The 24,877-nt window shown below is 56.7% G+C and carries 24 protein-coding genes; 12 read left to right on the plus strand and 12 right to left on the minus strand.

Annotation, left to right across the window (positions count from 1 at the left end):
- The first annotated feature begins 158 nt into the window (after positions 1-158).
- From ABR39_RS15110 to aldB, 6 genes are all read left to right on the plus strand, one after another.
- Positions 159-515 carry a DUF3302 domain-containing protein gene (locus ABR39_RS15110; RefSeq protein WP_047347599.1) on the plus strand — a complete coding sequence of 119 codons (357 nt, stop codon included), beginning with the start codon at positions 159-161 and terminating at the stop codon, positions 513-515.
- A gap of 2 nt (positions 516-517) precedes the next feature.
- Entirely contained in the window at positions 518-1,654 is a 1,137-nt protein-coding gene (locus tag ABR39_RS15115) for an HlyD family secretion protein (RefSeq protein WP_047347600.1), read from the plus strand.
- Positions 1,655-1,744: 90 nt separating this feature from the next.
- Entirely contained in the window at positions 1,745-2,353 is a 609-nt protein-coding gene (locus ABR39_RS15120) for a glutathione S-transferase (RefSeq protein ID WP_047347601.1), read from the plus strand.
- A 103-nt stretch (positions 2,354-2,456) separates the two neighbouring features.
- Complete coding sequence (gene selA / locus ABR39_RS15125; protein WP_047347602.1) at positions 2,457-3,842, plus strand: L-seryl-tRNA(Sec) selenium transferase; 1,386 nt, start codon at positions 2,457-2,459, stop codon at positions 3,840-3,842.
- Positions 3,839-5,686: a selenocysteine-specific translation elongation factor gene (gene selB, locus ABR39_RS15130; RefSeq protein WP_047347603.1), complete on the plus strand. Its 1,848-nt coding sequence runs from the start codon at positions 3,839-3,841 to the stop codon at positions 5,684-5,686. The genes selA and selB overlap by 4 nt, the downstream gene beginning before the upstream one ends.
- 86 nt (positions 5,687-5,772) lie before the next feature.
- A complete protein-coding gene (gene aldB / locus ABR39_RS15135; RefSeq protein WP_047347604.1) occupies positions 5,773-7,311 on the plus strand; it encodes an aldehyde dehydrogenase AldB in 1,539 nt (512 codons plus the stop codon).
- Here aldB and ABR39_RS15140 read toward each other — a convergent pair.
- Complete coding sequence (locus ABR39_RS15140; protein ID WP_065365749.1) at positions 7,308-8,273, minus strand: LysR family transcriptional regulator; 966 nt, start codon at positions 8,271-8,273, stop codon at positions 7,308-7,310. The two genes, aldB and ABR39_RS15140, sit on opposite strands and share 4 nt — an antisense overlap.
- 117 nt (positions 8,274-8,390) lie before the next feature.
- Here ABR39_RS15140 and ABR39_RS15145 point away from each other — a divergent pair, with 117 nt between their 5' ends.
- The 3 genes from ABR39_RS15145 (at position 8,391) to ABR39_RS15150 (ending at position 9,945) form a co-directional block, all read left to right on the plus strand.
- The gene (locus ABR39_RS15145) at positions 8,391-9,131 is read left to right on the plus strand and encodes a MipA/OmpV family protein (protein WP_047347606.1); all 741 of its coding nucleotides are present in this window, start codon (positions 8,391-8,393) and stop codon (positions 9,129-9,131) included.
- Positions 9,132-9,340: 209 nt separating this feature from the next.
- Entirely contained in the window at positions 9,341-9,526 is a 186-nt protein-coding gene (locus tag ABR39_RS24905) for a type II toxin-antitoxin system HicA family toxin (RefSeq protein WP_072059248.1), read from the plus strand.
- Positions 9,527-9,540: 14 nt separating this feature from the next.
- Complete coding sequence (locus ABR39_RS15150) at positions 9,541-9,945, plus strand: type II toxin-antitoxin system HicB family antitoxin (protein WP_047347607.1); 405 nt, start codon at positions 9,541-9,543, stop codon at positions 9,943-9,945.
- Positions 9,946-10,000: 55 nt separating this feature from the next.
- Here ABR39_RS15150 and ABR39_RS15155 read toward each other — a convergent pair whose 3' ends face one another.
- On the minus strand, positions 10,001-11,950 hold the full coding sequence (locus tag ABR39_RS15155; protein ID WP_047347608.1) for a glycoside hydrolase family 127 protein: 1,950 nt from the start codon (positions 11,948-11,950) through the stop codon (positions 10,001-10,003).
- 10 nt (positions 11,951-11,960) lie between these two features.
- Complete coding sequence (locus ABR39_RS15160; protein WP_047347609.1) at positions 11,961-13,361, minus strand: MFS transporter; 1,401 nt, start codon at positions 13,359-13,361, stop codon at positions 11,961-11,963.
- A 225-nt stretch (positions 13,362-13,586) separates the two neighbouring features.
- On the opposite strand from ABR39_RS15160, the gene ABR39_RS15165 reads away from it, so the two are divergent.
- Entirely contained in the window at positions 13,587-14,405 is an 819-nt protein-coding gene (locus ABR39_RS15165; protein ID WP_047347610.1) for a helix-turn-helix domain-containing protein, read from the plus strand.
- Here ABR39_RS15165 and araD read toward each other — a convergent pair whose 3' ends face one another.
- From araD to yiaK, 8 genes are all read right to left on the minus strand, one after another.
- Positions 14,406-15,101: an L-ribulose-5-phosphate 4-epimerase gene (gene araD / locus ABR39_RS15170; RefSeq protein WP_047347611.1), complete on the minus strand. Its 696-nt coding sequence runs from the start codon at positions 15,099-15,101 to the stop codon at positions 14,406-14,408.
- Complete coding sequence (locus tag ABR39_RS15175) at positions 15,095-15,955, minus strand: L-ribulose-5-phosphate 3-epimerase (RefSeq protein WP_047347612.1); 861 nt, start codon at positions 15,953-15,955, stop codon at positions 15,095-15,097. Before ABR39_RS15175 ends, araD begins: the two co-directional genes overlap by 7 nt.
- Before the next feature lie 2 nt (positions 15,956-15,957).
- The gene (ulaD, locus tag ABR39_RS15180; RefSeq protein ID WP_047347613.1) at positions 15,958-16,611 is read right to left on the minus strand and encodes a 3-keto-L-gulonate-6-phosphate decarboxylase UlaD; all 654 of its coding nucleotides are present in this window, start codon (positions 16,609-16,611) and stop codon (positions 15,958-15,960) included.
- Positions 16,608-18,113, minus strand: a complete 1,506-nt coding sequence (locus ABR39_RS15185; protein WP_047348172.1) for an FGGY-family carbohydrate kinase — start codon at positions 18,111-18,113, stop codon at positions 16,608-16,610. The genes ulaD and ABR39_RS15185 overlap by 4 nt, the downstream gene beginning before the upstream one ends.
- 143 nt (positions 18,114-18,256) lie before the next feature.
- Positions 18,257-19,576: an MFS transporter gene (locus tag ABR39_RS15190; RefSeq protein ID WP_047347614.1), complete on the minus strand. Its 1,320-nt coding sequence runs from the start codon at positions 19,574-19,576 to the stop codon at positions 18,257-18,259.
- 44 nt (positions 19,577-19,620) lie between these two features.
- Entirely contained in the window at positions 19,621-20,547 is a 927-nt protein-coding gene (locus ABR39_RS15195) for a DUF4862 family protein (protein ID WP_047347615.1), read from the minus strand.
- A gap of 26 nt (positions 20,548-20,573) precedes the next feature.
- Entirely contained in the window at positions 20,574-21,041 is a 468-nt protein-coding gene (locus ABR39_RS15200; protein ID WP_047347616.1) for a YhcH/YjgK/YiaL family protein, read from the minus strand.
- A 10-nt stretch (positions 21,042-21,051) separates the two neighbouring features.
- A complete protein-coding gene (yiaK, locus tag ABR39_RS15205) occupies positions 21,052-22,050 on the minus strand; it encodes a 3-dehydro-L-gulonate 2-dehydrogenase (protein WP_047347617.1) in 999 nt (332 codons plus the stop codon).
- Positions 22,051-22,274: 224 nt separating this feature from the next.
- Here yiaK and yiaJ point away from each other — a divergent pair, with 224 nt between their 5' ends.
- Both yiaJ and ABR39_RS24910 read left to right on the plus strand, forming a co-directional pair.
- Positions 22,275-23,093 carry an IclR family transcriptional regulator YiaJ gene (gene yiaJ, locus ABR39_RS15210; RefSeq protein ID WP_021242452.1) on the plus strand — a complete coding sequence of 273 codons (819 nt, stop codon included), beginning with the start codon at positions 22,275-22,277 and terminating at the stop codon, positions 23,091-23,093.
- A 3-nt stretch (positions 23,094-23,096) separates the two neighbouring features.
- Complete coding sequence (locus ABR39_RS24910) at positions 23,097-23,552, plus strand: 4Fe-4S dicluster domain-containing protein (RefSeq protein WP_072059249.1); 456 nt, start codon at positions 23,097-23,099, stop codon at positions 23,550-23,552.
- 7 nt (positions 23,553-23,559) lie between these two features.
- On the opposite strand, the gene avtA is transcribed toward ABR39_RS24910, so the two are convergent.
- Positions 23,560-24,813 (minus strand): valine--pyruvate transaminase, encoded by a 1,254-nt coding sequence (gene avtA / locus ABR39_RS15215; RefSeq protein ID WP_047347618.1) that lies wholly within the window; start codon positions 24,811-24,813, stop codon positions 23,560-23,562.
- Between the last annotated feature and the right edge of the window lie 64 nt (positions 24,814-24,877).

Raw genomic sequence — 24,877 nt, forward strand, 5'->3', positions numbered from 1 at the left:
ATATTTTGACACGCTTATAAACTTGCATGGAGATATTATAAAAACCCATACTCCCCGGCTCTGGAAATAATAAGCACCTTCCTGTGTTTATAAAAATTAATTAGGTTGCGTACCGTTTTATTAATTTAATGAGTTGACGTTGTTTAAGTGAGGAGAATATGTTTCTCAACTATTTCGCGCTGGGCGTATTGATTTTTGTATTTCTGGTTCTTTTTTACGGAATCATCGCCATTCATGACATCCCTTACAATATGGCCAAAAAGCGTAACCACCCGCATGCCGATGCGATTCATACGGCCGGGTGGATTAGCCTGTTTACGCTCCATGCCATCTGGCCGTTCCTGTGGATTTGGGCCACGCTGTACCGTGAAGACCGTGGCTGGGGCATGCAAAACCACATCACAAAGCCTGACGAGCTCCCGGGCATGGATGCGCTCGCCAAACGCGTGGCGGAACTCGAACAAAAGCTGGCGGCAGCACAGCCTGCTGCAGATAAGAACACGCTGGAGCGCTAATCATGGATCTGTTGATTATTTTGACCTATGTGGCATTTGCCTGGGTGATTTTTAAAATATTCCGTATTCCGGTAAACCAGTGGACGCTTGCTACCGCGACTTTAGGCGGCGTGTTTATTGTTGCCGGACTTATTCTGCTCATGAACTATAACCACCCGTATACCTTTACGGCGCAAAAAGCGGTTATTTCTATTCCGATTACGCCGCAGGTGACTGGCGTGGTCAGTGAAGTGACCGATAAAAATAACCAGCTCATTAAAAAAGGCGAAGTGTTATTTAAATTGGATCCAGGCCGCTACCAGGCGCGCGTTGACAGACTCCAGGCCGACCTGGTGACCGCGACGCACAACATCGATAATCTGAAAGCGCAGCTGGTCGAGGCCGTCGCCAATACGACGCGCGTCTCCGCGGAGCGCGATCGCCTGTATAAAGATTATCAGCGCTACCTGAAAGGCAGCCAGGCGAAGGTAAACCCGTTCTCTGAAAGCGATATCGACAACGCGCGGCAGAATTACCTGGCACAGGATGCGCTGGTGAAAGGCTCCGTTGCTGAACAGGTGCAGATTCAAAGCCAGTTAGACAGCATGGTGAACGGCGAACAGTCGCAGATTGCCTCCCTGCGCGCCCAGCTTGCCGAAGCTAAATACAACCTGGATCAGACCGTGGTGCGTGCGCCCAGCAATGGCTATATCACCCAGGTGCTGATTCGTCCGGGGACCTATGCCGCCGCGCTGCCCCTGCGTCCGGTGATGGTCTTTATTCCTGAACAGAAGCGTCAGATCGTGGCCCAGTTCCGTCAGAACTCGCTGCTGCGTTTGAAGCCGGGCGATGAAGCGGAAGTGGTGTTTAACGCATTGCCGGGCCAGGTGTTCACCGGGAAGCTCACCGCTATTCTGCCGGTGGTGCCGGGGGGAACCTATCAGGCGCAGGGCGCGCTGCAGTCGCTGACGGTAATTCCCGGAACGGATGGCGTGCTGGGCACCATTGAACTGGATCCAAATGCGGAAGTCGATGCGCTGCCAGACGGTATCTATGCCCAGGTCGCGGTCTATTCGGATCATTTCGCCCACGTGTCGGTCATGCGTAAAGTGTTGCTGCGTATGACCAGCTGGATGCACTACCTCTATCTCGATCACTAATCCCTCCAGGGCAGGAATGCGACACGCATACCTGCCCTTTTTTCATCGCTTGATCCATACTGACTTTTTTGCGGCATCAAGGATCAGGCAATGAAACTCATCGGTAGCTACACCAGTCCCTTCGTGCGAAAGATCTCGATTCTCCTGCTGGAGAAAGGGATTGAATTTGAATTCATCAATGAACAGCCTTATAACGCCGAAAACGGCGTCGCGCAGTACAACCCGCTGGGGAAAGTCCCGGCGCTGGTGACGGACGAGGGCGAGTACTGGTTCGATTCCCCGATTATTGCGGAGTATATCGAGCTGCTGGGCGTTGCCCCGGCAATGCTTCCGGCTGACCCCAAAGCGGCGCTGGCGGTGAAGCAAATTGAAGCCCTGGCCGATGGCATTATGGATGCGGCCCTCACCTCGGTGCGCGAACAGGCAAGGCCCGCCGCCCAGCAGTCAGAAAACGAACTGCTGCGCCAGCGGGAAAAAATCAGCCGCAGCCTGGACCGGTGCGAACAGCTTATCCGGGACGGAAAGATCCAAACCGACGACCTGAACCTGGCGACCATCGCCATCGCCTGCGCCATTGGCTATCTCAACTTCCGCCGCGTTTCCCCGGGCTGGTGCGTCGACCGTCCGCTGCTGGTGAAGCTTGCAGAGACGCTCTTTAGCCGCGAGAGCTTTGCCCGTACCGAACCGCCAAAGGCTTGATGCGGGTTATAACACTTCGCCGCGGGAGGCGGTACAATCGCTCCACATGTTAACTCCCTCTCCCGTCGGGAGGGGGGAAGATATTTACTCGCCAGGCGCTTTCATGACTACTCATCATTCGCTGTACAGCCAGATCCCCGCGACCGACCGTCTCCTTCGCGAGCCCCGCATTCATGCTGCCGTTGAGCGTTTCGGTCATACCGCGACGGTTGAGATGCTACGTCTGCTTCAGGACGAAGCCCGCAGCGCGATTCAGTCAGAAAACGCCTTGCCCGACTGGTGCGCAGCGTGGGAGCAGGAAGTTGAACACCGGCTGGGTGAGAAAGCGCAAAGCGCGTTACGCCCGGTGATTAACCTGACGGGAACCGTCCTGCATACTAACCTGGGCCGCGCGCAGCAGGCGGAAGAGGCTATCGCGGCGGTCGGGCAGGCCATGCGCTCGCCTGTGACGCTGGAGTACGATCTGGACGGCGCCGGGCGCGGGCACCGCGATCGCGCGCTGGCGGAGCTGCTGTGCCAGCTGACCGGCGCGGAAGATGCCTGCATTGTAAATAACAATGCTGCGGCAGTGCTGCTGATGCTGGCGGCTACCGCCAGCGGCAAAGAGGTGGTGGTTTCACGCGGCGAGCTGGTGGAGATTGGCGGGGCGTTTCGCATTCCGGACGTGATGCGCCAGGCGGGCTGCACGCTGCATGAAGTGGGCACCACTAACCGTACGCATGCGAAAGATTATCGCGCGGCGGTGAATGAAAATACCGCCCTGCTGATGAAGGTCCACACCAGCAATTACCATATTGAAGGCTTCACCAAAACGGTTGAAGAGGCCGAGCTGGCGGCGATTGGGCGCGAGCTGAATATACCGGTGATTGCCGATCTCGGCAGCGGCTCGCTGGTCGATTTGAGCCTTTACGGGCTGCCAAAAGAGCCAATGCCGCAAGAGATGATTGCGGCGGGCGTCAGCCTGGTGAGCTTCTCCGGCGACAAACTGCTGGGCGGGCCGCAGGCCGGGATTATCGTAGGTAAGCGCGAGCTGATTGCGAAGCTGCAGCAGCATCCGCTCAAGCGCGCCCTACGTGCCGATAAAATGACCCTTGCCGCGCTGGACGCGACGCTGCGGCTCTATCTGCATCCGGAGAAGCTGGCTGAGAGCCTGCCCACGCTGCGCCTGTTAACCCGTGATGCCGCCTCGATTCGCGCCCAGGCCGAGTTACTGCTGCCGCGCGTAGCCCCGCATTACCCCGATTTTGACGTGCGCATTGAACCTTGCCAGTCGCAGATTGGCAGCGGTTCGCTGCCGGTGGACAGGCTGCCGAGCGAGGCGCTTACGTTCACTCCGCGCGACGGGCGCGGCAGCCGCCTTGACGCCCTGTCGTCGCGCTGGCGTGGTCTGCCGACACCGGTTATCGGACGGATTTACGACGGCCGAATGTGGCTGGATCTGCGCTGCCTTGAAGATGAAGAGCGATTTCTGGAGATGTTGTTGAAATGATTATTGCCACCGCCGGTCACGTCGACCACGGAAAAACCACGTTGCTGCAGGCGATTACCGGCGTAAACGCCGACCGCCTGCCGGAAGAGAAAAAGCGCGGTATGACCATCGATCTGGGCTATGCCTACTGGCCCCAGCCCGATGGCCGCGTTCTGGGTTTTATTGATGTACCGGGGCATGAGAAGTTTCTGTCCAACATGCTGGCGGGTGTCGGCGGCATCGATCATGCCCTGCTGGTGGTGGCCTGTGATGATGGCGTCATGGCGCAAACCCGCGAGCATCTTGCGATCCTGCAGCTGACCGGCAACCCGCAGCTGACCGTGGCGCTGACCAAAGCCGATCGCGTGGACGACGCGCGCGTAAGCGAGGTGCGCGAAACGGTACAGGCAACCTTGCGGGAATATGGCTTTGCCGATGCTGCGCTTTTTGTCACTGTGGCGACAGAAGGGCGAGGTATCGACGAACTTCGCCACCACTTACAGCAGCTTTCGTCACGTGACCACGCCAGCCATCATCGTTTCCGTCTGGCCATTGACCGGGCCTTTACCGTGAAAGGTTCGGGTCTGGTGGTCACCGGTACGGCGCTCAGCGGCGAAGTGAAGGTCGGCGATAGCTTATGGCTGACGGGCGTTAACAAACCGATGCGCGTGCGCGGCCTGCATGCGCAAAACCAGCCCGCGGAGCAGGCCCACGCCGGGCAGCGGATCGCCCTTAACATTGCCGGCGATGCGGAAAAAGAGCAGCTAAGTCGCGGCGACTGGCTGCTGGCCGATGCGCCACCCGAACCGTCTGAACGCGTCATTGTCTCCCTGCAGACGCACGCGTCGCTGGCCCAATGGCAGCCGCTGCATATCCACCACGCGGCCAGCCATATCACCGGACGCGTGTCGCTGCTGGAAAACGACCTTGCCGAACTGGTATTCGATTCACCGCTCTGGCTGGCAGACAACGATCGTCTGGTACTGCGTGATATTTCAGCGCGCGAAACGCTGGCCGGGGCGCGGGTGGTGGTGCTTAACCCACCGCGGCGCGGCAAGCGTAAACCTGAATATCTGCAGTGGCTGGCAGCGCTGGCGCAGGCCAGCGATGATAACGCCGCGCTGCGGGTGCATCTTGAGCGCGGTGCGGTGAGTCTTAAGGATTTTGCATGGGCACGCCAGCTGAGCGGGGAAGGCTTACGCCAGCTGACCCAGCAGCCGGGCTTTATTCAGGCCGGCAACAGCCTGCTCAATGCCCCGGTTGCGGCAAACTGGCAGCGTAAAATACTGAACACGCTCGCAACCTATCATGAACAGCATCAGGATGAGCCTGGCCCGGGTCGTGAACGTCTGCGACGCATGGCGCTGCCGATGGAAGACGATGCGCTGGTGCTGCTGCTGATTGAAAACATGCGCGAAAGCGGGGCGATCAAAAGCCACCACGGCTGGCTGCATCTGCCGGATCACAAGGCCGGGTTCACCGCAGAGCAAGAGGCAGTATGGCAAAAAGTGGCCCCGCTGTTTGGCGATGAGCCGTGGTGGGTTCGCGATCTGGCTCGCGAAACGAGCACTGACGAGCAGGTGATGCGTCAGGTTCTGCGCCATGCGGCGCAGCAGGGGCTGATAGTCGCGATCGTGAAAGATCGTTATTACCGTAACGATCGGATTGTTGCGTTTGCGAACCTGATCCGCGGGCTGGATCAGGAGCGGGGCTCTACCTGCGCCGCCGATTTCCGCGACCGGCTGAACGTGGGCCGCAAGCTGGCAATTCAGATCCTGGAGTATTTTAACCGCATCGGCTTTACCCGCCGTCGCGGTAACGATCATGTCCTGCGAGATTCGCTGTTATTTCCTGAAACTCCGTGACCCCCGTCGTAAACACCGTTACCGGTTGGCGAGAAAATCGCCAGCCGGAACTACCCTTGTTGTACACCAACAGCAAGGAGACGGTCATGACAAACAATCCTCCCTCATCGCGTATCCAGCCCGGCGAGTATGGTTTTCCCCTCAAGCTGAAGCCCCGTTATGACAACTTTATTGGCGGCGACTGGGTCGCGCCCGTCGACGGCGAATACTATTCCAACCTGACCCCCGTTACCGGCCAGCCGCTGTGTGAGATAGCCAGCTCCGGCAAGCGTGATATCGACCTCGCGCTGGATGCGGCGCACAAAGCGAAAGATAAATGGGCCCATACCTCCGTTCAGGACCGCGCGGCCATTTTGTTCAAAATTGCCGACCGGATGGAGCAAAATCTGGAGCTGCTGGCGACGGCAGAAACCTGGGATAACGGCAAGCCGATCCGGGAAACCATGGCGGCAGACGTGCCGCTGGCTATTGACCATTTCCGCTATTTTGCCTCCTGCATTCGCGCTCAGGAGGGCGGAATAAGTGAGGTAGACAACGACACCGTGGCGTATCACTTCCATGAACCGCTGGGCGTCGTCGGGCAAATTATTCCGTGGAACTTCCCGCTGCTGATGGCGAGCTGGAAAATGGCGCCGGCGCTGGCGGCTGGAAACTGTATTGTGTTGAAGCCGGCCCGTCTGACCCCGCTCTCGGTTCTCCTGCTGATGGAAATCGTCGGCGATCTTCTGCCGCCGGGCGTGATTAATGTGGTGAACGGCGCGGGCGGTGAGATAGGTGAATATCTGGCGACCTCGAAACGGATTGCTAAAGTGGCGTTTACCGGCTCGACGGAAGTGGGTCAGCAGATCATGCAGTACGCCACGCAGAACATCATTCCGGTGACGCTGGAGCTGGGCGGTAAATCTCCGAATATCTTCTTCGCGGACGTGATGGAGGAAGAGGATGCCTTCTTCGATAAAGCCCTGGAAGGGTTTGCGCTGTTTGCGTTTAACCAGGGCGAAGTCTGTACCTGCCCAAGCCGCGCGCTGGTGCAGGAGTCCATCTATGAGCGCTTTATGGAGCGGGCCATTCGCCGCGTCGAATCTATCCGCAGCGGTAACCCGCTCGATAACGTCACGCAGATGGGGGCGCAGGTCTCGCACGGACAGCTGGAAACTATCCTCAACTATATTGATATCGGCAAGAAAGAGGGCGCGGATATTCTGACCGGCGGTCGCCGTAAAGTGCTGGGAGGGGATCTGCAGGAAGGGTACTACCTTGAGCCGACGATCCTGTTCGGTCAGAACAATATGCGCGTTTTCCAGGAGGAAATTTTCGGACCGGTACTGGCCGTGACCACCTTCAAAACGATGGAGGAGGCGCTGGAAATTGCCAACGACACGCCGTATGGCCTGGGAGCGGGCGTCTGGAGCCGCAACGGTAATCTGGCCTATAAAATGGGAAGAGGCATACAGGCCGGACGCGTATGGACCAACTGCTACCACGCCTATCCGGCGCACGCGGCATTTGGGGGGTATAAGCAATCGGGCATCGGGCGTGAAACCCACAAGATGATGCTGGAGCATTACCAGCAGACGAAATGTCTGCTGGTCAGCTACTCTGATAAACCGCTGGGGCTGTTCTAATCGCCCAGCTCAGGCCGTCCATGGGCGGCCTGAGCAATTTGCTGGCGCAGGCAGTTCAATACGCCATCCAGGACGTATTGCACGCGCCAGGGCTGATATTCCCGTTTGCGGAAGATGGCGGTCAGATCGAGCCACCACTCCTCCTGATGCGGGAAGCAGGGGACCAGCATGCCTTTTGTTAATTCTTTTTTCAGACTCTCTTTGGGCGCAAACACAATTCCAAGATTATTTCTTGCCAGCTCAAGGGCCGTCTGCGTATTGTCGCAAATATAATTCCCCGTCACCCGGTAATCATGCACGTTATCACTGCCGTGCACGCGGAAGCGCCAGATGTTTGCCTCGTCGACCAGCATGGAATCAATGAGAATACAGGAGTGATTAATTAAATCTTCAGGTCCTGCTAAGGGATGTTTATTTAAATACTCAACGGTTGCGAATGCCGTGACGGAATATTTTGTCAACACGCTGGCGACCAGGCTTTCGTCTTTCGGCTGCGCATAGGTAATTAAAATATCGCAGTCATCCGGAAAGGAAACACCTTCTGAAAATTCATTACGGTCCAGGTTGTAGGTTTTCAGGGAGATGCGGATGTCACCGATGTCCTCAATCTGATGGATCACGTGTCGGGCAAGATAGGTCACGATCCCTGTTGGGGCGTAGATCGTGACTTTACCGCGCTTTTCATGCTTATAATCCGCAATGAAATTAACAAGTTGACTGTTCTTATCCAGCGTGGCATTCACGTAAGGGAGTAACGCTTCGCCAAACTGGGTAAGGGCCAGTTGCCGGGTGGTACGCTCGAAAACCTTGAGCCCAACCCGCGTTTCAAAATCAGACAGATATTTACTGACGTTGGCCTGCGCCATCCCCAGCAGGGCGGCGGCATCACCAATGCTGTGGGTTGCAGCGATGACGGAAATAATTTTTAATTCGCGTGGCTTTAGCTGTAATTTACTCATCATGCGTACCCATCTATATGATTTTATATATAATATTATATAAACCGCAGCGTTGCATTGGCAAATTTGTAACCATTATTATTCGCCTCGCTTGTTTGGCATTTAAATGGATTACATGTAATGACTATTAAATACAATTTACTCATCGCTGCCACGTTATTTGCAACATCCTCTGCAATGGCCGGTGACTTTTCACTTGGAGCGGGGGCTGTATTTAATGAGTCTCCTTACAAAGGATATAATGAAAATACCAGTGCAGTACCGTTAATTAGCTACGAAGGCGACAGATTCTATGTTCGCCAGACCACGGGCGGATGGATCCTGTGGAAAGACGCAAAAAATGAATTCAGCCTGACCGCGTCGTGGATGCCGCTGCATTTTGATCCTGATGATAACGACGACCAGCAGATGAAGCAGCTGGACGAGCGCAAAGCGTCTGCCTTCCTCGGCGGCGCCTACTACCGCCACGAAAGCTGGGGCTCTCTGAAAGTGGCCGTTTCTGGCGATGCGATGGATGAAAGCGGCGGCGTGATGGGCGAAGTATCGTACTTCCGCCCAATCAGGATGGAACGCCTGACCCTGACGCCATCGTTCGGCATTTTCTACAGCGACGAAAGCTATAACGACTACTACTACGGCGTATCCAGCAGCGAGTCTCGCCGCTCGGGTATGGATGAATACACCGCCGGTGACAGCTGGACGCCTTACGTTGGCCTGGCCGCTAAATATCAGTTAACCCAGAAGCTGTATCTCAACGCCAGCGCGGTTTATACCGTATTACCTGACGACGTGAAGAACAGCCCGATGATCGACCGAGACGACAGCTTCGCGCTGATGACCGGCCTGACCTGGCGCTTCTGATGCAGTAAAGCCGGGTGGCGGCTTCGCCTTGCCCGGCCTACGATAACCCCTGCATTTTTTCTGCAATACAGCATATCCCCCTTTTCTTTTCTCGATGCATCTTCCCGTTCCGGCAACCTGCGGCTGCACTGTTGTTCCCGATGCGCTAATGTGATTCGACCCGATAGCGATGGTGTGTATCATGTGTATAATCATGGAAGGATTAGGATGTGAAAAGTGCAGATGTCATTACTGTTCTGATCAGACATGGCTGGAAATGTGTCAGAACGAAAGGAAGCCATCATCAGTTTCGCCACCCCCTGAGGAAAGGGCTGGTGACTGTCCCACATCCTAAAAAGGATATTAAACCGGGCACTCTCGCGCAGATTTGGCGTCAGGCAGGCATTCAACACTGATATCAGGAGTAGTTATGTTTTATCCGGCTTACATTCATTCTGACTCCGACGGTAGCGCCAGCGGCTTTTTCCCTGACGTTCCAGGCTGTTTTTTTGCAGGTGATTCCCTGGATGACGCTTTTCGGGACGCACGTGATGCACTCACCGCACACTTCGAAGCGCTGTTTGAAATGGATGAAGCATTGCCTCTTCCGGATAATGTGGAAGTGCACCTGGAAAGTCACCCTGACGACTTCACTGGCGGGCAATGGCTGTTGGTAGATATAAATATGAAACAGTTCGACGGTAGGGCCGAACGTATCAATATCACGATGCCTCGACGTTTGCTGGTAAAGATTGATTCCTTTGTCAGCGAGCATCCTCAGTTTGGCAATCGAAGTGCATTTCTGGCAGAGGCAGCACGTCGCGTGCTGCCTTAGCGTTCTCCCTCTCCCGTGGGAGAGGGCTGGGGTGAGGGCAACAGGCCGCAGATAATCAGCCTTCATCCACCCAGATCCGCATTTCTCCTTCTCCCCGGTTGGCCCAACTAAACCAGGGAATAAAGGTCAGCGTCTGGGGCTGACGTTGTACCGGCGAGCGGTCGTACTGCCACAGCGCATCCGTGTCCTTCACCTGACACCCCATCCCCTCTGCCTGAATCAGCATCTTGTGTGCGAATATCCCTTTTCCTTCAAAGACCCGAAACTCGCTGTCAGCGGGCAGGGAAAGGTTATGTAAGTTCGCACCGTTATCGGCCTCTTCCAGGCAGTAGACCAGCGGGCCGCGCTGCAGGGCGACTTTGCCCGCCTGTTGGCGGACCTGTGGGTTTCCATACACGCGGCGAACCGGCATCGGTAGCGTCAGCGTGACGACATCCCCTTCCTGCCAGGTACGGGTGAGATAGATATATCCCCGGGAAATTTCACCCGCAACGGCATCACCGTTCAGCGACACGCCAGGGGCCGCACACCAGTCCGGCAGCCGCAGGGCCAGCGTATGCGTGACGGGAACAGGCGAGGTAATTTCGATCTTTACCTCTTCCTGCCACGGATAATTGCCGCTAATTCGCAGCGCCAGGGTTTCGTCGCCAACCGGAATGGTGACATCGTTGCCCACGTAGAGATTTATAAAAAGCGCGTCCGGGCGAACGGTGTAAACGTAATGCCCCAGCGACGTCAGCACGCGCGCGATATTCGGCGGGCAGCAGGCGCAGCCAAACCAGCGCTGGCGGACGGGTTTCACGTGATCGTAGATATGGTTGAACGCCAGGGTTTTCGGATGTACCTCCAGCGGGTTCACGTAGAAGAAGTGTTTTCCGTCCAGCGCCATACCGCCAAGCACCGTGTTGTATAGCGCGCGCTCCATCACGTCGGCGTAGTGGCCGTCGGCCTCCATTTCCAGCATCCGGCGGGCAAACATCATCAGACCGATGGAGGCGCAGCTTTCGGCATAGACCGTATCGTTGGGCAAATCATAATCGCTGCTAAAGGCTTCGCCGCTGCTTTGCGACCCGATCCCGCCGGTAATATACAGCTGGCGCTGCGCCATGTTTTTCCACAGCCGCAGGCAGTCCTGTCGTTTACCCTCGTCATGGCTCAGGCGAGCCAGATGCGCCATGCCCGCCATCAGGTAGACAAAACGCACCGCGTGACCGATGGCCGTTTGCTGTTCGGCAAGCGGCTGATGCGCCTGGCTGTAGGCTTTGTCTTTGACCATCCATGCCGGGCCATAGGTGTTCCAGTATGACGTTCTGCCGCGCTTCTCGTATTCGATATCGTAGAAGTGAGGCTGCACGCCGCGTTGTTCAACGAAATATTTCACCAGCGTGAGATAGCGTGGCTCCTGCGTGACGTCGTAAAGCCGCATCAGCGCCAGCTCGATTTCCGGGTGGCCTGGATAGCCGTGAAGCTGGTTCTCAGCGGGGCCAAACACGCTGTCGATATGGTCCGCCAGCCTGCACACCACCTCCAGCAGACGGCGTTTTCCGGTTCCCTGAAAATACGCCACGCCGGCCTCAATCATATGTCCGGCGCAGTACAGCTCGTGGCATTCGGCCAGATTTGTCCAGCGCTCATTGGGGGCTTTTACCGTAAAGTACGTGTTGAGATAGCCATCTTCACACTGCGCTGCGGCAATCAGTTCGATGACCTCGTCGGCGGTTTTTTCCAGTTCAGCATCTGGTTTCTGGCACAGCGACCACGCCACGGCTTCCAGCCATTTCGCCACGTCGCTGTCCTGAAACACCATACCGTAGAACTCGCCCTGCTCCTGGCCCGCCGCAATGCGGAAGTTGGTGATGGCGTGGCTGGGTTCGGCTTCAGCTACGCGATCGTTAAGCGCGTCCCACTGGTAGGGGATCACCACCTCACGCACCAGCCGTTGATACTGGCCGAGAAACGGGTCGTTAATTTTCAGATGGTGCAGGTCGGCTTCCATTATGGACATAGCGTTCTCCTCAGGACGGTACGTGACGCTGGCGCAGGTCTGTGGCAATGCGCGACATCATGGGGTTAGTGAGTCTGCACCAGCGGATGGAAACCGCCAGCAGCAGGTGGAAAAGGGCGGGCAGCAGTGTCTCCATGGCGGTGATGCCCTGCAGTGAAGCAGGCGTCTGGTTTCCCGCACCTGGCTGGTAGGCCACCGCGATAAATACCAGGCTGACGATACCGGCGCTGGATGCCCACGCGAGCTTGATGAAAAACAGGTTAAAAGCGAAGTTCATGCCCGACGAGCGCACGCCGGTTTTCCACTCGCCGTAGTCGTCGGCAAACGCCATCAGCGAGAAGTGCAGCGGCAGGGTAAACCCGAGAATGACGCCGTTGCTTAAAATGACGATCAGCCACAGCGTCTGGTGGGCCGGGCCACCGGGCAGAAACCACATTCCCAGCGCGAGCGCGGCGAGGATCAGGTTGGTGTAATAGTAGAGTTTGACGGTATCAATGCGGCGAGAAAGGGGGTTTACGATTACCGCGCCCAGAATGGCCGCAAAGGTCACCATGGTGAAAAACAGCGAGGTATAGGCGGTGCTGCCCTGCAGCACGTAGGTGATGAAGTACATGTATCCGCCGCCGCGAATGTTAAACACGTTGATCAGCAGGAACGACATCACCAGCATCAGCAGCAGCTGATCGTTTTTACGCAGGCCGGCCAGATGCTCGCGCAGGGTAAATTTCCCCATCAGCGCCAGCGGAACGCGCTCGCGTACCCAGAAAAAGCAGCAGAGGAACATCACCACGGCGATGGCGCACAGTACGCCTACACCCAGCTGATAGCCCCGCGCGGCGTTGCCCTGGCCCAGCGTTGCGACCAGCCACGGCAGGCCCACGGAGACCAAAAAGCCTGCCACACCGCACAGCACAAAGCGCCATGACTGGCAGGAGATCACCTCGCTGTGGCGGGTCGTCATGGTGTTAATCAGCGCGCAGTAGGGCACGTTGATGGCGGTATAGCCGACGGACAACAGCAGATAGGTTCCGAACGCCCAGGCGATTTTCACGCCCATGCTGGCTTCCGGTACGGTGAAGGTCAGCACGCCGATGACGCCGATGGGAAGCGCCACCCACAGCTGCCAGGGGCGAAAACGTCCCCAGCGGCTTTGCGTGCGGTCGGCAATTACGCCCATCACCGGATCGGAAATGGCATCAAACACGCGCAGGGCGATAAACAGCGTACCCACGAGCGCCGGGGTCAGGCCAAAAATATCGGTATAGAAAAAGGTCAGAAAATTCATGATCAGGCAGGTAATCACCGTCCCGCCCGCATCGCCCAGGCCGTAGCCAATTTTTTCGCGAACGGACAAGCGGCTATCTGTTGCCTCTTGCGTCAGGTCTGATTCTGTAATCGGTGTGGAAGTCATCGGGTAACTCCTCGGTAAGCGAATTTATTATCGTTGTTGTGCAAGGTACGTATTTATTCTGCACCGAACGGAGAGGCCAACAAGGGAAGGGAAAAGTATAAAAAGGTGACGATTCCGACCTGATGATAAAAATGTGATTCCGATCGAACAGCTATTCGAATATTGATTAATAATCAATGTGTAAGTCGAATATTAACGGCAATAAAAGCGGAATGGTGAATATCTATGCTTGAATTATCCATAGCGCTTCCGATTAAGGTTCAAAATGGCGGGCTGTTTATTTCCCGGGGTGTGGGCCGTCATCCTGCGCGGAAGTTAACATCGTGGGAGATTATTTTTGTCGAAAAAGGGACATTAACGATCCAGGAAGAACAGCATGTCTTTGAGGTGAATACGGGAGAACGTTTGCTTCTCTGGCCGGGCCGCCGGCATGTGGGCGTGGAGGATTTCCCGGCGGACCTGCGCTTTTACTGGCTCCATTTTGAGATTGAAGCACAACATGTCTCCTTGCCAAATGCCGCCCCTCTGGCAATTGAACAACACTGTCGCGTAAGGGATGCGCAATATGTCATTGCGCTATTTCGGCAATTCCTCAGCGAGCAGGAGAAATTACAGCGAAGCGTGGGGCTGGAGATGATTTTATTATTGATCCTACAGCAGGTGTCGATCTCTGCGGGATATGAAGACAACGCCGATGAGGCCGGGGCGGCGATGGCGTGGAAGGCGAAGCAGCTTATTCGCACGCAGTTTCATTTACCCCTTTCGACGTCGCAGCTGGCAAAAGCGTTGCACTGCAATGCCGATTACCTCGGGCGCGTGTTTCGCCGGACTTTCCACTTAACCCTGACGGAGGCAATACATCGCCAGCGCGTCAGGGCCGCAGAAAAGCTGTTGCTGGATGGCTCTGCCTCGCTCACCGAAGTGGCAACCCGCTGCGGTTTTAATGATGTGGGCTATTTCCGGCAGATATTTTCAAAGCACACGGGCTTAACTCCCGCCGTCTGGAAACGGCGGTACTGTAAAGAGCATATTAATTCCGGTTGATCACTGGCCGTAATACGCATTTGCCCCGTGCTTGCGCAGATAATGTTTGTCGAGCAGTTCCTGCTGCATAACCGGAAGCTGTGGCGCGAGCTGGCGCGAGAACAGGCCCATGTACGCGCACTCTTCCAGCACGACGGCATTGTGTACCGCATCGGCGGCATCTTTACCCCAGGCGAACGGGCCGTGAGAGTGAACCAGAACTGCCGGGATTTGCATCGGACTGAGATCGCGCTCCTCGAAGGTTTTGATGATGACTTCACCCGTCTGGTATTCGTACTCCCCTGCAATCTCGGCCGTGGTCATCAGGCGCGTGCAGGGAATTGGCCCGTAGAAATAGTCGGCGTGCGTAGTGCCCCACGCCGGTAAATCCAGCCCCGCCTGCGACCAGATGGTGGCGTGGCGGGAATGGGTGTGTACGATGCCGCCAATCTCCGGGTAACGGCGGTACAGCGCAAGGTGGGTCGGCGTGTCTGACGAGGGTTTCTTGCTGCCTTCGACCACCTCACCGGTGGCGATATTCACCACCACCATATCCTTTGCCGTCATCACCTCGTATTCCACGCCGGAGGGCTTGATGACCATCATGCCGCTTTCCCGGTCGACCGCGCTGACGTTGCCCCAGGTAAACGTCACCAGCTGGTGGGCAGGCAGCGCCAGGTTTGCCGTCAGCACCTCGTCTTTGAGTTCTTCTAACATGCCATGCCTCCTTCCTGCATACGGGCTTCAATCCAGCGGCGCGCCTGGATGATTTCCAGCACCGGCTCTTTTGCTTTTTCAGTCCACATTTCAATCAGAAACGCGCCGCGATAGTTCAGTTGATTGAGCGTGTTAAACACGCCAACAAAATCGACGCAGCCCTCGCCAAACGGCACATCGCGGAATTGGCCGGGGCTTTGCTCGGTCACGGGTTGGGTATCTTTCAGGTGGATCGCGGCGATGCGGTCAATGCCCAGCGTCAGCTCGGCGGCCACATCGTTGCCCCACGCGCTCAGGTTGCCGACGTCCGGGTAAACGCTGAACCACGGCGAGGCGAGCATGTCGTCCCACTTTTTCCATTTGCTGATGGAGTTCATAAACGCCGTGTCCATTATCTCCACCGCCAGCATCACCTGCGCGGCAGCGGCTTGCTCTACGGCCCACGCCAGCCCTTCGGCAAAGCGCTGCTGCGTGCCCTCGTCGTGCTCTTCGTAGTACACGTCATAACCCGCAAGCTGAATGGTGCGAATACCTAAGTCACGCGCCAGCTTAATGGCCTTCGTCATGATCTCGCGGGCGCGTTCGCGCACGGTTTCATCGCGGCTGCCAAACGGGAAGCGACGGTGAGCAGACAAACACATGGAGGGGATCGCCACCCCGGTTTCCAGCATCGCTTCAACCAGGGAGGCGCGCTGCGTGGTGCTCCACTCAAGGCGCGATAAGCGTTCGTCGGTCTCGTCGACAGACATCTCAACAAAATCGAACCCGCAGCTTTTCGCCAGAACCAGGCGCTCGGGCCAGGAGAGATCTTTCGGCAGCGCTTTTTCGTAGATACCTAACGGATGCTGACGCATGATTACGCTCCCCAGATGTCGCAGATTTGCGCGTGGAATGCCTGTGCCACCTGCGGTGGATTGGCGGCTCCTGCCAGCGCGCGCCCGGCAATGAGGGCCTTAACGTTGATCTGCTTAAACAGCGGCAGGTCGGCGGGAGTGATGCCACCGGTCACCGAGAGCTGCAAACCGATGTCGGAGAGCGCTTTCATTTTCGCGAGATCCGCTTCACCCCACTGCTGACCGCTGGCCTGCGCGTCACGCCCGCGGTGATAAATGGCCTGCTTCACGCCGATGCGGTGCCAGGCGCGCGCGTCGTCCAGCGTCCAGTTGCCAAAGAGCTCCATCTGGATTTCCCCCCCGCAGCGCAGCGCCACCTCGTGGCCTCGTTCAACGGTGGCCAGCGGCGCGGCGCAGATGATGGTCATCCAGTTCGCGCCCGCGCCAAATGCCTGTTCAGCCAGCGTTTCTCCGGCGTCGGCGACTTTCCAGTCCGCCACGACGATCTTATCCGGGCACTGCTCGCGCAGGGCGCGCACGGCGTTCAGCCCTTCGGTCAGGCACAAAATGGTGCCCGCTTCGACGATATCGACGTGTTCTGAAAGCGTCGCGACATCGCGCTGGGCGGCCTGAAGCGAGGTGTGGTCGAGCGCCAGCTGCAGTAATGGTCGGCTCATAGGTCGTACTCCTTAATTCGGGCGTGGTAGCCCTGTAATGCTGAAATCAGTAACTGGTAGCGGTGATATTTGCGCTGGTAGGCCGCATGGGCGCGCATGTCGGGCTCGATGACCCGGATCTCATGCTTAAGCGCACGCTGCGCCGCGTGGAAGTCGGTGAAAACGCCGGTGCCAACCATCGCGGCCAGCGCGGCGCCGGAACAGCCGGTCTCTTCCACCTGCGGCAGCTCAATCGCCAGCCCGCTGACGTCGGCGAGCATTTGCATCCACACGTCAGAATGGGTTGGGCCACCCGTCACGCGCAGGGCATGAACGTGGGTAAAACGTTCAAGCATGCGGTTGAGGTGGGTCATGTGGCTAAATACCACGCCCTCATAAACCGCCTGCAGCAGGTGCGCGCGGGTATGCAGCGCCTGCATGCCGTAGAAACCGCTGGTCATCTCCAGCCCGGCGTTGCTGCCGTAGAGGAACGGTAGGAAGAGCAGATCGCTTTCGGCTTTCGGCTGGCTGGCCACGGCATGGTTGATCTCATCGAATGACATGTCGCCCCATTGCGCGGTCAGCCACTCAAGGTTGCCGGATGAGGTGGGGCTGGCTTCGTGAACGATGTACTGCTGCGGGTGAACGTAACGTCCATAGACATACGGAAACGGTTCGTTGTCCCGAAGCGCATTGGCAATCCCGCTGGTGACGGCCCAGGTGCCCATCACGGCGTTCAGCGTGTGTTCGTCGTGCAGTCCGGCACAGATCGCGGTGGAAACCACATCAAACAGTCCGCCAACGACAGGCGTTCCCGCCGCGAGACCGGTAAGCGCGGCTGCCTGATCGGTGATTTCCCCGCAGATTTCTGATGAACCGACAATCGGCGGCAGAGCGCCGTCAATTTCGCTGATACCGAGCCAGCGCGTAAGCTGCGGGTCATACTTGCCGGTATTCATGTTGTAGAGATTGGACTCGGAGATGTTGCTCTCTTCGCAGCCTTTCACGCCGGTCAGACACCAGCGCAGATAGTCGTGCGCCATCATCACGCAGCCAATGTGCTGATACCGCTGCGGCTCGTTCTCTTTGACCCAGCGCAGAAGCGAGGCCGGATGCCCGGTCCACAGCGTCTGGCGCGTGTGCGGGTAGAGTTTTTCGGGGATACCGTCCTGCTGCCAGCGCTGCACAATGTCCAGTGCCCGGCGGTCAGAGGAGAGGATGGCATTGCCCAGCGGTTCGTCCTGTTTATCGAGCAGAAACAGTCCTTTGCCCTGAGCAGAAATACCGACACCTTTGATCTGTTTTCCATTCACCCCTGAATTTTTGAGCAGCAAGGCGACGGTCGCGTGGCAGTGCTGCCATAGCTGATGCATATCCCGCTCGGCGTAGCCCGCTCGCGGGCTGAGCGTGGCAACGGAGCGGCGTTCGATACTGACCTCTTTGCCCTGGCTGTTGTATAAACCGGCTTTCAGATAAGTACCGCCACAATCGATACCCAGCCAGTAGGGCTCTTTTTCACTCATCTTCATCTCACTTATTCGCCGGGTGGCGCTTCGCTTACCCGGCCTACGGTTCGGTGCGCTTACTTGCCGGGTGGCGTGTTGCTTACCCGGCCTACGGTTCGGTTTTCTCCCTCTCCCCGTGGGAGAGGGCTGGGGTGAGGGCATCAGGCCGCACGCTTGTGTGGAGTCACCGTGGGATTAGGCTCTGCGCCGGCATCGCATTTCGCCGGCAACAGCAGGGCCAGCAGCGACGCCAGCGCCAGAGAAACCGCCAGGCAGTAAACACCCGCATCTTTGCTGTACAGGGTGATCAGCACGCCTACGGCATAAGGACCACAGAACCCACCGAGGTTCCCCAGGGCGTTGATCACGCCACGCGCGCCGCCCGCCATTTCGGCACTGAACAGACGCGCCGGAATGGTCCAGAACACACCTGCGGCGGACTGCAGAAAGAAGCCGCAGCCCACCAGTGCGGCATAGGCCAGCCAGGTGTTGGCTTTCAGCGCCACGGAGAGGAACATGCAGAGCGCGAAGCCAATCAACGGCAGGGAGACAAACAGCTTGCGCTTGCCGGTGCGGTCAGAGAGCGTGGAGAACAGGAACATGCCCGCAATAGCGCCGATGTAAGGCAGAATGGCGAGCATCCCCACCTGGCCGATGCTGGTGTGCGTCAGCTCCTTCAGAATGGTGGGCAGCCAAAGGGTGTAACCGTAAATGCCGGTCTGATAGAAGAAGTTCAGGGCGATCAGCTGCCACATGGTTTTGTCAGACAGCACCGCGCTGAGCGAGGCATTTTTCACCTCTTTTCCGGCGATGGCCTGCTGTTCCGCCGCCAGCGTTTGCACCAGATAGTTTTTCTCGGCGTCTGAGATCCAGCGGGCTTCCTGCGGACGGTCGTAAACGGTGAACGCCCAGAGCACCAGCACCACAACGGACATCAGCCCTTCAATAATGAACAGCCAGCGCCAGTCGAGTGCGGTAATAATCCAGCCCGACAGCGGGGCGGTGATGATCCCGGCGATGGGCACAAACATGATCACGATGGCGTTGGCGCGGCCGCGCTCGGCGTCCGGGAACCAGTTGCTGATCATCGTGAGCACAACGGGCAGCATCCCGCCTTCCGCCACGCCGAGCAAGAAGCGCAGCACCAGAAGCTGATACTGGTTAGTGACAAGCCCGGTCAGAACCGAGATCACCGCCCAGGCGACCAGCGACCAGCCGATAAACTTCTTGCCGCTGCCGTGCACGGCAATCTTGCCGCCGGGAACCTGCAGGAAAAGATAGCCAATAAAGAATATCCCACCCGCCAGGCCTGCCATCGTCGCGGTAATACCTAATTCCTCATCCATACCACCCGGCATCGCAAACGCGATATTCACGCGGTCCATATATGAAATAATGCAGGCGATAAGAATGGGAGGAATGATTCTTAGCCAGCGCTGACGCGGAATATCCGCATGTAGGGCTTGAGTAGACGTATTCATATTTAATCTCTCAGTGTGTTAACCGGAATAAGATTTTTTTATTGTTATTGTGTTGCTTTTTTCATGGCGCTAATGCCGTCGCGCAAAATAGCGATGCGGTGGCTGACGTCAGCATTAGCATTTATTTCCAGTAACTTAATACCGGAGAATTTCAATGTTGCGGCGCTCGCCGCAGTAAAGAGTGATTTTGCGTGTTCAGTGGACATCAAACTGTCAGTGCAGAACGAAGAAAACGGCGCGTGCAGATCCTGCCATTCTCCGTACTCGCCGCTGGTGGTCGTACCGGAGAACATCAAGGCCCCCAGTTTCCCGGCATCGAGCGCGGCCTGAACATGTTCAAGCGGTAGGGTCGTATTACGGCCTTCAATGGCCGAGCGCGCCCAGTTGATACAGACGCTGATATCCGTTCCTTTCACCACCTCCAGCACCTGCTCCAGGGGTAAAAATCCCTTGCGCGGTGCGGGTCCCGTCATGGCGTCGCAGTGTTCCAGTACCAGATCGCAGGACCAGTCCCAGCCCGCGATTTCACGGATGGACCGGGCGAACGCCTCGGTAGCTTGCTCAACTGAAGCATTGCCCGCCTGCGGCGCGGCCTGCATCTCCAGGGCAATGACTTTCCCGGGAAAACGGGCGTTAACGGCAGCAATCTTCTGATGCAGATGCCGGTAAAATTCGACGCTGGCTTTACGCTGATCTTCATCGGCGGAGGCCAGGCCAAACGCACCGTTTGTGCCACGGCGGCGCATGGTTTCCATCACGGCGGTCACCACGATTTGCCATTCACCCGGTGTATGGCGGAACAACCATTCATCCCCATAAGGATGGAGATGTTCAAGGCAGGGTTGTTCCAGCCCGCGAATGTGAGGTGTGTCAGAAAGTTCCCGCCAGAAGGTTTGTTCTTCTTGTTCCCCTTTCTGGTGAAACGAGGGTGCGCAGGGGTACGCACCAATAATAAAACCGGTATTGGTCATTTGGCGTTCCTGTATTTATCAGAAAATTAATCTAATTCGCTGATTGCCACTTTCACCACAATTTTACGAATTGCAGTTTCCTTGTTTTTAATACAGGCAGGACGGTGTACATCCTGCGGGAAAAATATGGCATAACTGCCGGGTATCATTTCGATAAACGATTCGCGTTCGCTGTCGTGATAAAAAATAATATCCCGCTGTTCCAGTAATGATTCGCTGATTTCGTTATTGCCGGTATCAATGGCGATACCGATTTTCTCTTCACCCCAGGCCAGGAACTGTATATCCAGATAACGGCGATGCACTTCCGGGCGATTCTCGTGCTGTTCCCGGGTGGTGAGATCCAGCACCTGGGCAAAGATATTGCGTCCCTCAATTTCAACGACACCCGGCTTGAGCATGCTGAAATCCGTGGTACGCAGAAAATCTAACGCTTTTTCAATCGCCCGCGGCAGGCGACACGGATTTGGCTGTGAAATATGTCCGAATATCATGGTCCACTCCTTACAGAGACTGGATTTTTGCCCACACGCTGTCGTCAACCGTGATGCCGTTGCGGCGGTTCTCTTCAAGTAAACGGGTGAATTCATGCCCCGGCAGGCGAACGGCGACATTGTCATCAGCGCGTTCGGCGGTGGTGATGAAGTCCATGATGCGCTGCAGCTTGGCATCGCGGGTCGGGGCATCGATCAGGCGATCGACCTCGATGGCGATAAAGATCTGAGACACGCCGTATTCGTCACTGTTGTCCTGCGTGACTTCCGCAACGGAAGCGCCGTTGGAGAGCAGGGTGGCGATCATGTCGAGCACGATGGATAAGCCTGAACCTTTCCAGTAACCCATTGGCAGAATCCGGCGGTTTTTCTCAATCACGCCGGGCTCTCTGGTGAGATTGCCTTCGTCGTCAAAGCCGCCGTCTACCGGCAGCTCGCGCCCGGCCAGGCGATTCACTTCCAGCATGCCGTAGGAGAACATCGACATCGACATATCGACCATGGTGATCGGGCTGGTGGGAATGGCGACGATCAGCGGGTTGGTGCCGATGCAGCACTCTTTTGATCCCCACGCGGGCATGACGGCAATGGAGTTGGTCCAGCAAATGCCGATGTAGCCCTTCTCCGCCGCCTGCCAGCCGTAGCTGCCGCCGCGCATCCAGTGGTTAGCGTTACGCAGTGCTACCAGCCCAATGCCGTGATCGGAGGCCAGTTCGGTGGCGCGGTCCATCATCTTTTTCGCCGTCAGGTTGCCAATGGATCGCTGGGCGTCCCACTGTTCGATAGCCCCTAATGTCGTCACCCGTTTGGGCTGGGCGTCGGGAATGATATCGCCGGCATCAAGCTGCTGAATAAAGCGCGGGAAGCGGTTGACGCCATGTGAATAGACGCCGGATTCCGTGGTGCGGGCAAACATTTCCGCGCAGGCATCTGCAGTATCCGCGTTGACACCGCGATCGAGCAGAACCCGATTGAATGCCGCTTTCAACTCTTCGAAGGTCACTTTCATCCCTGTTCTCCTGTTCTTTTAAGGGCAAGTGCGAGTGCTTTTTTATCGCTAAATTTCACTATGCGAAATCTGATTTCAAATATAGCGATCAAATTTTGCCAGATCAACGACATTCATGTTTTTCAAAATCGATTAAAATCAATCAGTTGTGTTTTTTCTGTTGAGATCGTGAACTGAACCACACTTTGCGCTACCATCAGGGCGCGATAAAAAGGAGCCATTTAATGAGCATGAAAGAGAGCGAAATGACGCAAGAAAAAGAGAGGCCAGCAGGTAGCCAGAGCTTGTTTCGTGGCCTGATGCTGATTGAGATCCTCAGTAACTATCCGAACGGGTGTCCGCTTGCGCATTTATCGGAACTGGCGGGGCTGAATAAGAGCACCGTGCACCGGCTGTTGCAGGGATTGCAGTCGTGCGGGTACGTTACGCCGGCACCCGCGGCGGGTAGCTATCGCCTGACCACCAAATTTATCGCCGTCGGGCAAAAGGCGCTGTCGTCGCTCAATATCATCCACGTGGCGGCGCCGCACCTTGAAGCGCTGAATATTGCCACTGGCGAAACGGTGAACTTTTCCAGCCGGGAAGACGACCACGCGATCCTGATTTATAAGCTTGAACCGACAACCGGTATGCTGCGCACGCGTGCTTATATCGGTCAGCATATGCCGCTCTACTGCTCTGCGATGGGCAAAATTTACATGGCGTTTGGTCATCAGGATTATGTGGCGAGCTACTGGGAAAGCCATCAGGAACAGATCCAACCTTTGACGCGCAACACCATCACCGAACTGAGTGCCATGTACGATGAGCTAGCGGAAATTCGCGATCGCAGCATGGCGATGGACAAAGAAGAGAACGAGCTGGGCGTCTCCTGCATTGCCGTGCCGGTGTTTGATATCCACGGCCGCGTCCCGTACGCGATCTCTATATCGCTATCGACGTCGCGCATGAAGCAGGTGGGTGAGAAGAACTTACTCAAGCCGCTGCGCGAAACGGCAGAGGCTATCTCAAAAGAGCTGGGTTTTAACGTGCGCGAGGCGTAACACATGAACCGATTTATCACGGCGGATGCGGAAAAATGCATAGGGTGCCGCACCTGTGAAGTGGCCTGTGCGGTGTCGCATCAGGACGCCGTCTTCGCAAATGCCTTTACACCCCGCATTCGGGTGGTTAAGGGAAGTTCATACACGACGGCAGTGGGTTGCCATCAGTGTGAGGACGCGCCGTGTGCCAACGTCTGCCCAACCCATGCCATTCGCCGCACGGCAGGGGCCTGGCTCGTTGAGCAGACGCGCTGTATTGGGTGCAAAAGCTGTGTGGTGGCGTGTCCGTTTGGGGCGATGCAGGTTCGGCTGGAGGGAAACAGGGCGCAAGCGCTGAAATGTGATTTGTGCATGCATCGCGAAGGCGGACCGGCCTGCGTGGAGGCCTGTCCAACCCACGCGCTGCGCAGTGTTGATCCCGCCAGACTACGCGTCGAGCGGCAACGTCATCTGGCGTAAGGCTTTACTAACCGTCTTCACGCCAGGCTTTCTCGATTTCTTCAGCCAGAATTTTGACGCCCGCTTCGATTTTTTCCGGATCGGGCACGTAGTTCATGCGCATGCACTGGTGTGTATGCGGCCACGGCTTGTCCAGACCCGGGAAGAAGTAGTCGCCCGGCACCATCAGCACGCCGCGCTTTTTCAGGCGCTGGTAGAGCAGTTCGGTGGTGATAGGCAAATCCTTAAACCACAGCCACAGGAAAATCGCCCCTTCAGGTTTGTGGATCAGGCAGCGTTCTTCCGGTAAGTAGCGGCGAAGTGTCGCAATCGTCTCCTGAACGCGCTGGTAATAGAACGGTTTAATCACGTCATTCGACAGACGCAGCAGGTCGTTGCGTTTGATCATTTCGCACATCATCGCCGGGCCAATGCCGCCCGGTGAAAGGCTGATAATGCCGTTCATGTTGGTAATCGCGGTAATGATTTTCTCATTGGCGATGATGATGCCGCAGCGGCTGCCCGGCAGACCCAGCTTAGAAAGGCTCATGCACAGGACAATGTTCGGGTTCCACAGCGGGCGTGCTTCGCTAAAAATAATGCCCGGGAACGGCACGCCGTAGGCGTTATCGATCACCAGAGGAATGCCGTGCTGATTCGCCAGCGCATCCAGCTTCATCAGCTCGTCGTCGGTGATCACGTTGCCCGTTGGGTTCGTCGGGCGTGATACGCAGATCATGCCCGTCTCTTCACCAATATGCAGGTGTTCAAAATCGACGTGATATTTGAACTGGCCTTCCGGCAGCAGCTCAATGTTCGGGCGCGCGGAGACGAACAGATCCTCTTCCAGGCCGGAATCGGCATAGCCGATATACTCCGGTGCCAGCGGGAACAGCACTTTTTTGGTGGTGCCGTCGGCGCGACGTCCAGCGAACAGATTAAACAAGTAGAAAAACGCGCTCTGGCTGCCGTTTGTTAGTGCAATATTCTGTGGTTCGATATCCCAGCCCAGCTCTTTACGCAGCATTTCGGCGAGGAGTGCCAGCAGTTCGGTTTTACCCTGCGGGCCGTCGTAATTGCAAAGCGCATCGGTTGCTTTGCCGCTTTCCAGCATCTGAGCGAGCAGGGTCTGGAAATAGGTATTCATCTCCGGGATTTGAGCCGGGTTTCCGCCGCCGAGCATGATTGCGCCCGGTGTGCGCAGCCCGTCGTTGAGGTCCTCCATCAGGCGAGTAATGCCTGAATGGCGGGTAAATTTGTCGCCGAAAAGTGAAAACGTCATAGCAGGTGATCTGTCGAGCTTATTTTGAAAGTGGGTAACCATAACGCTAGCACCGTGTTGGTGC

The organism is Enterobacter genomosp. O, assembly GCF_001022965.1.
In the GTDB taxonomy this organism is placed as follows: domain Bacteria; phylum Pseudomonadota; class Gammaproteobacteria; order Enterobacterales; family Enterobacteriaceae; genus Enterobacter; species Enterobacter cloacae_L.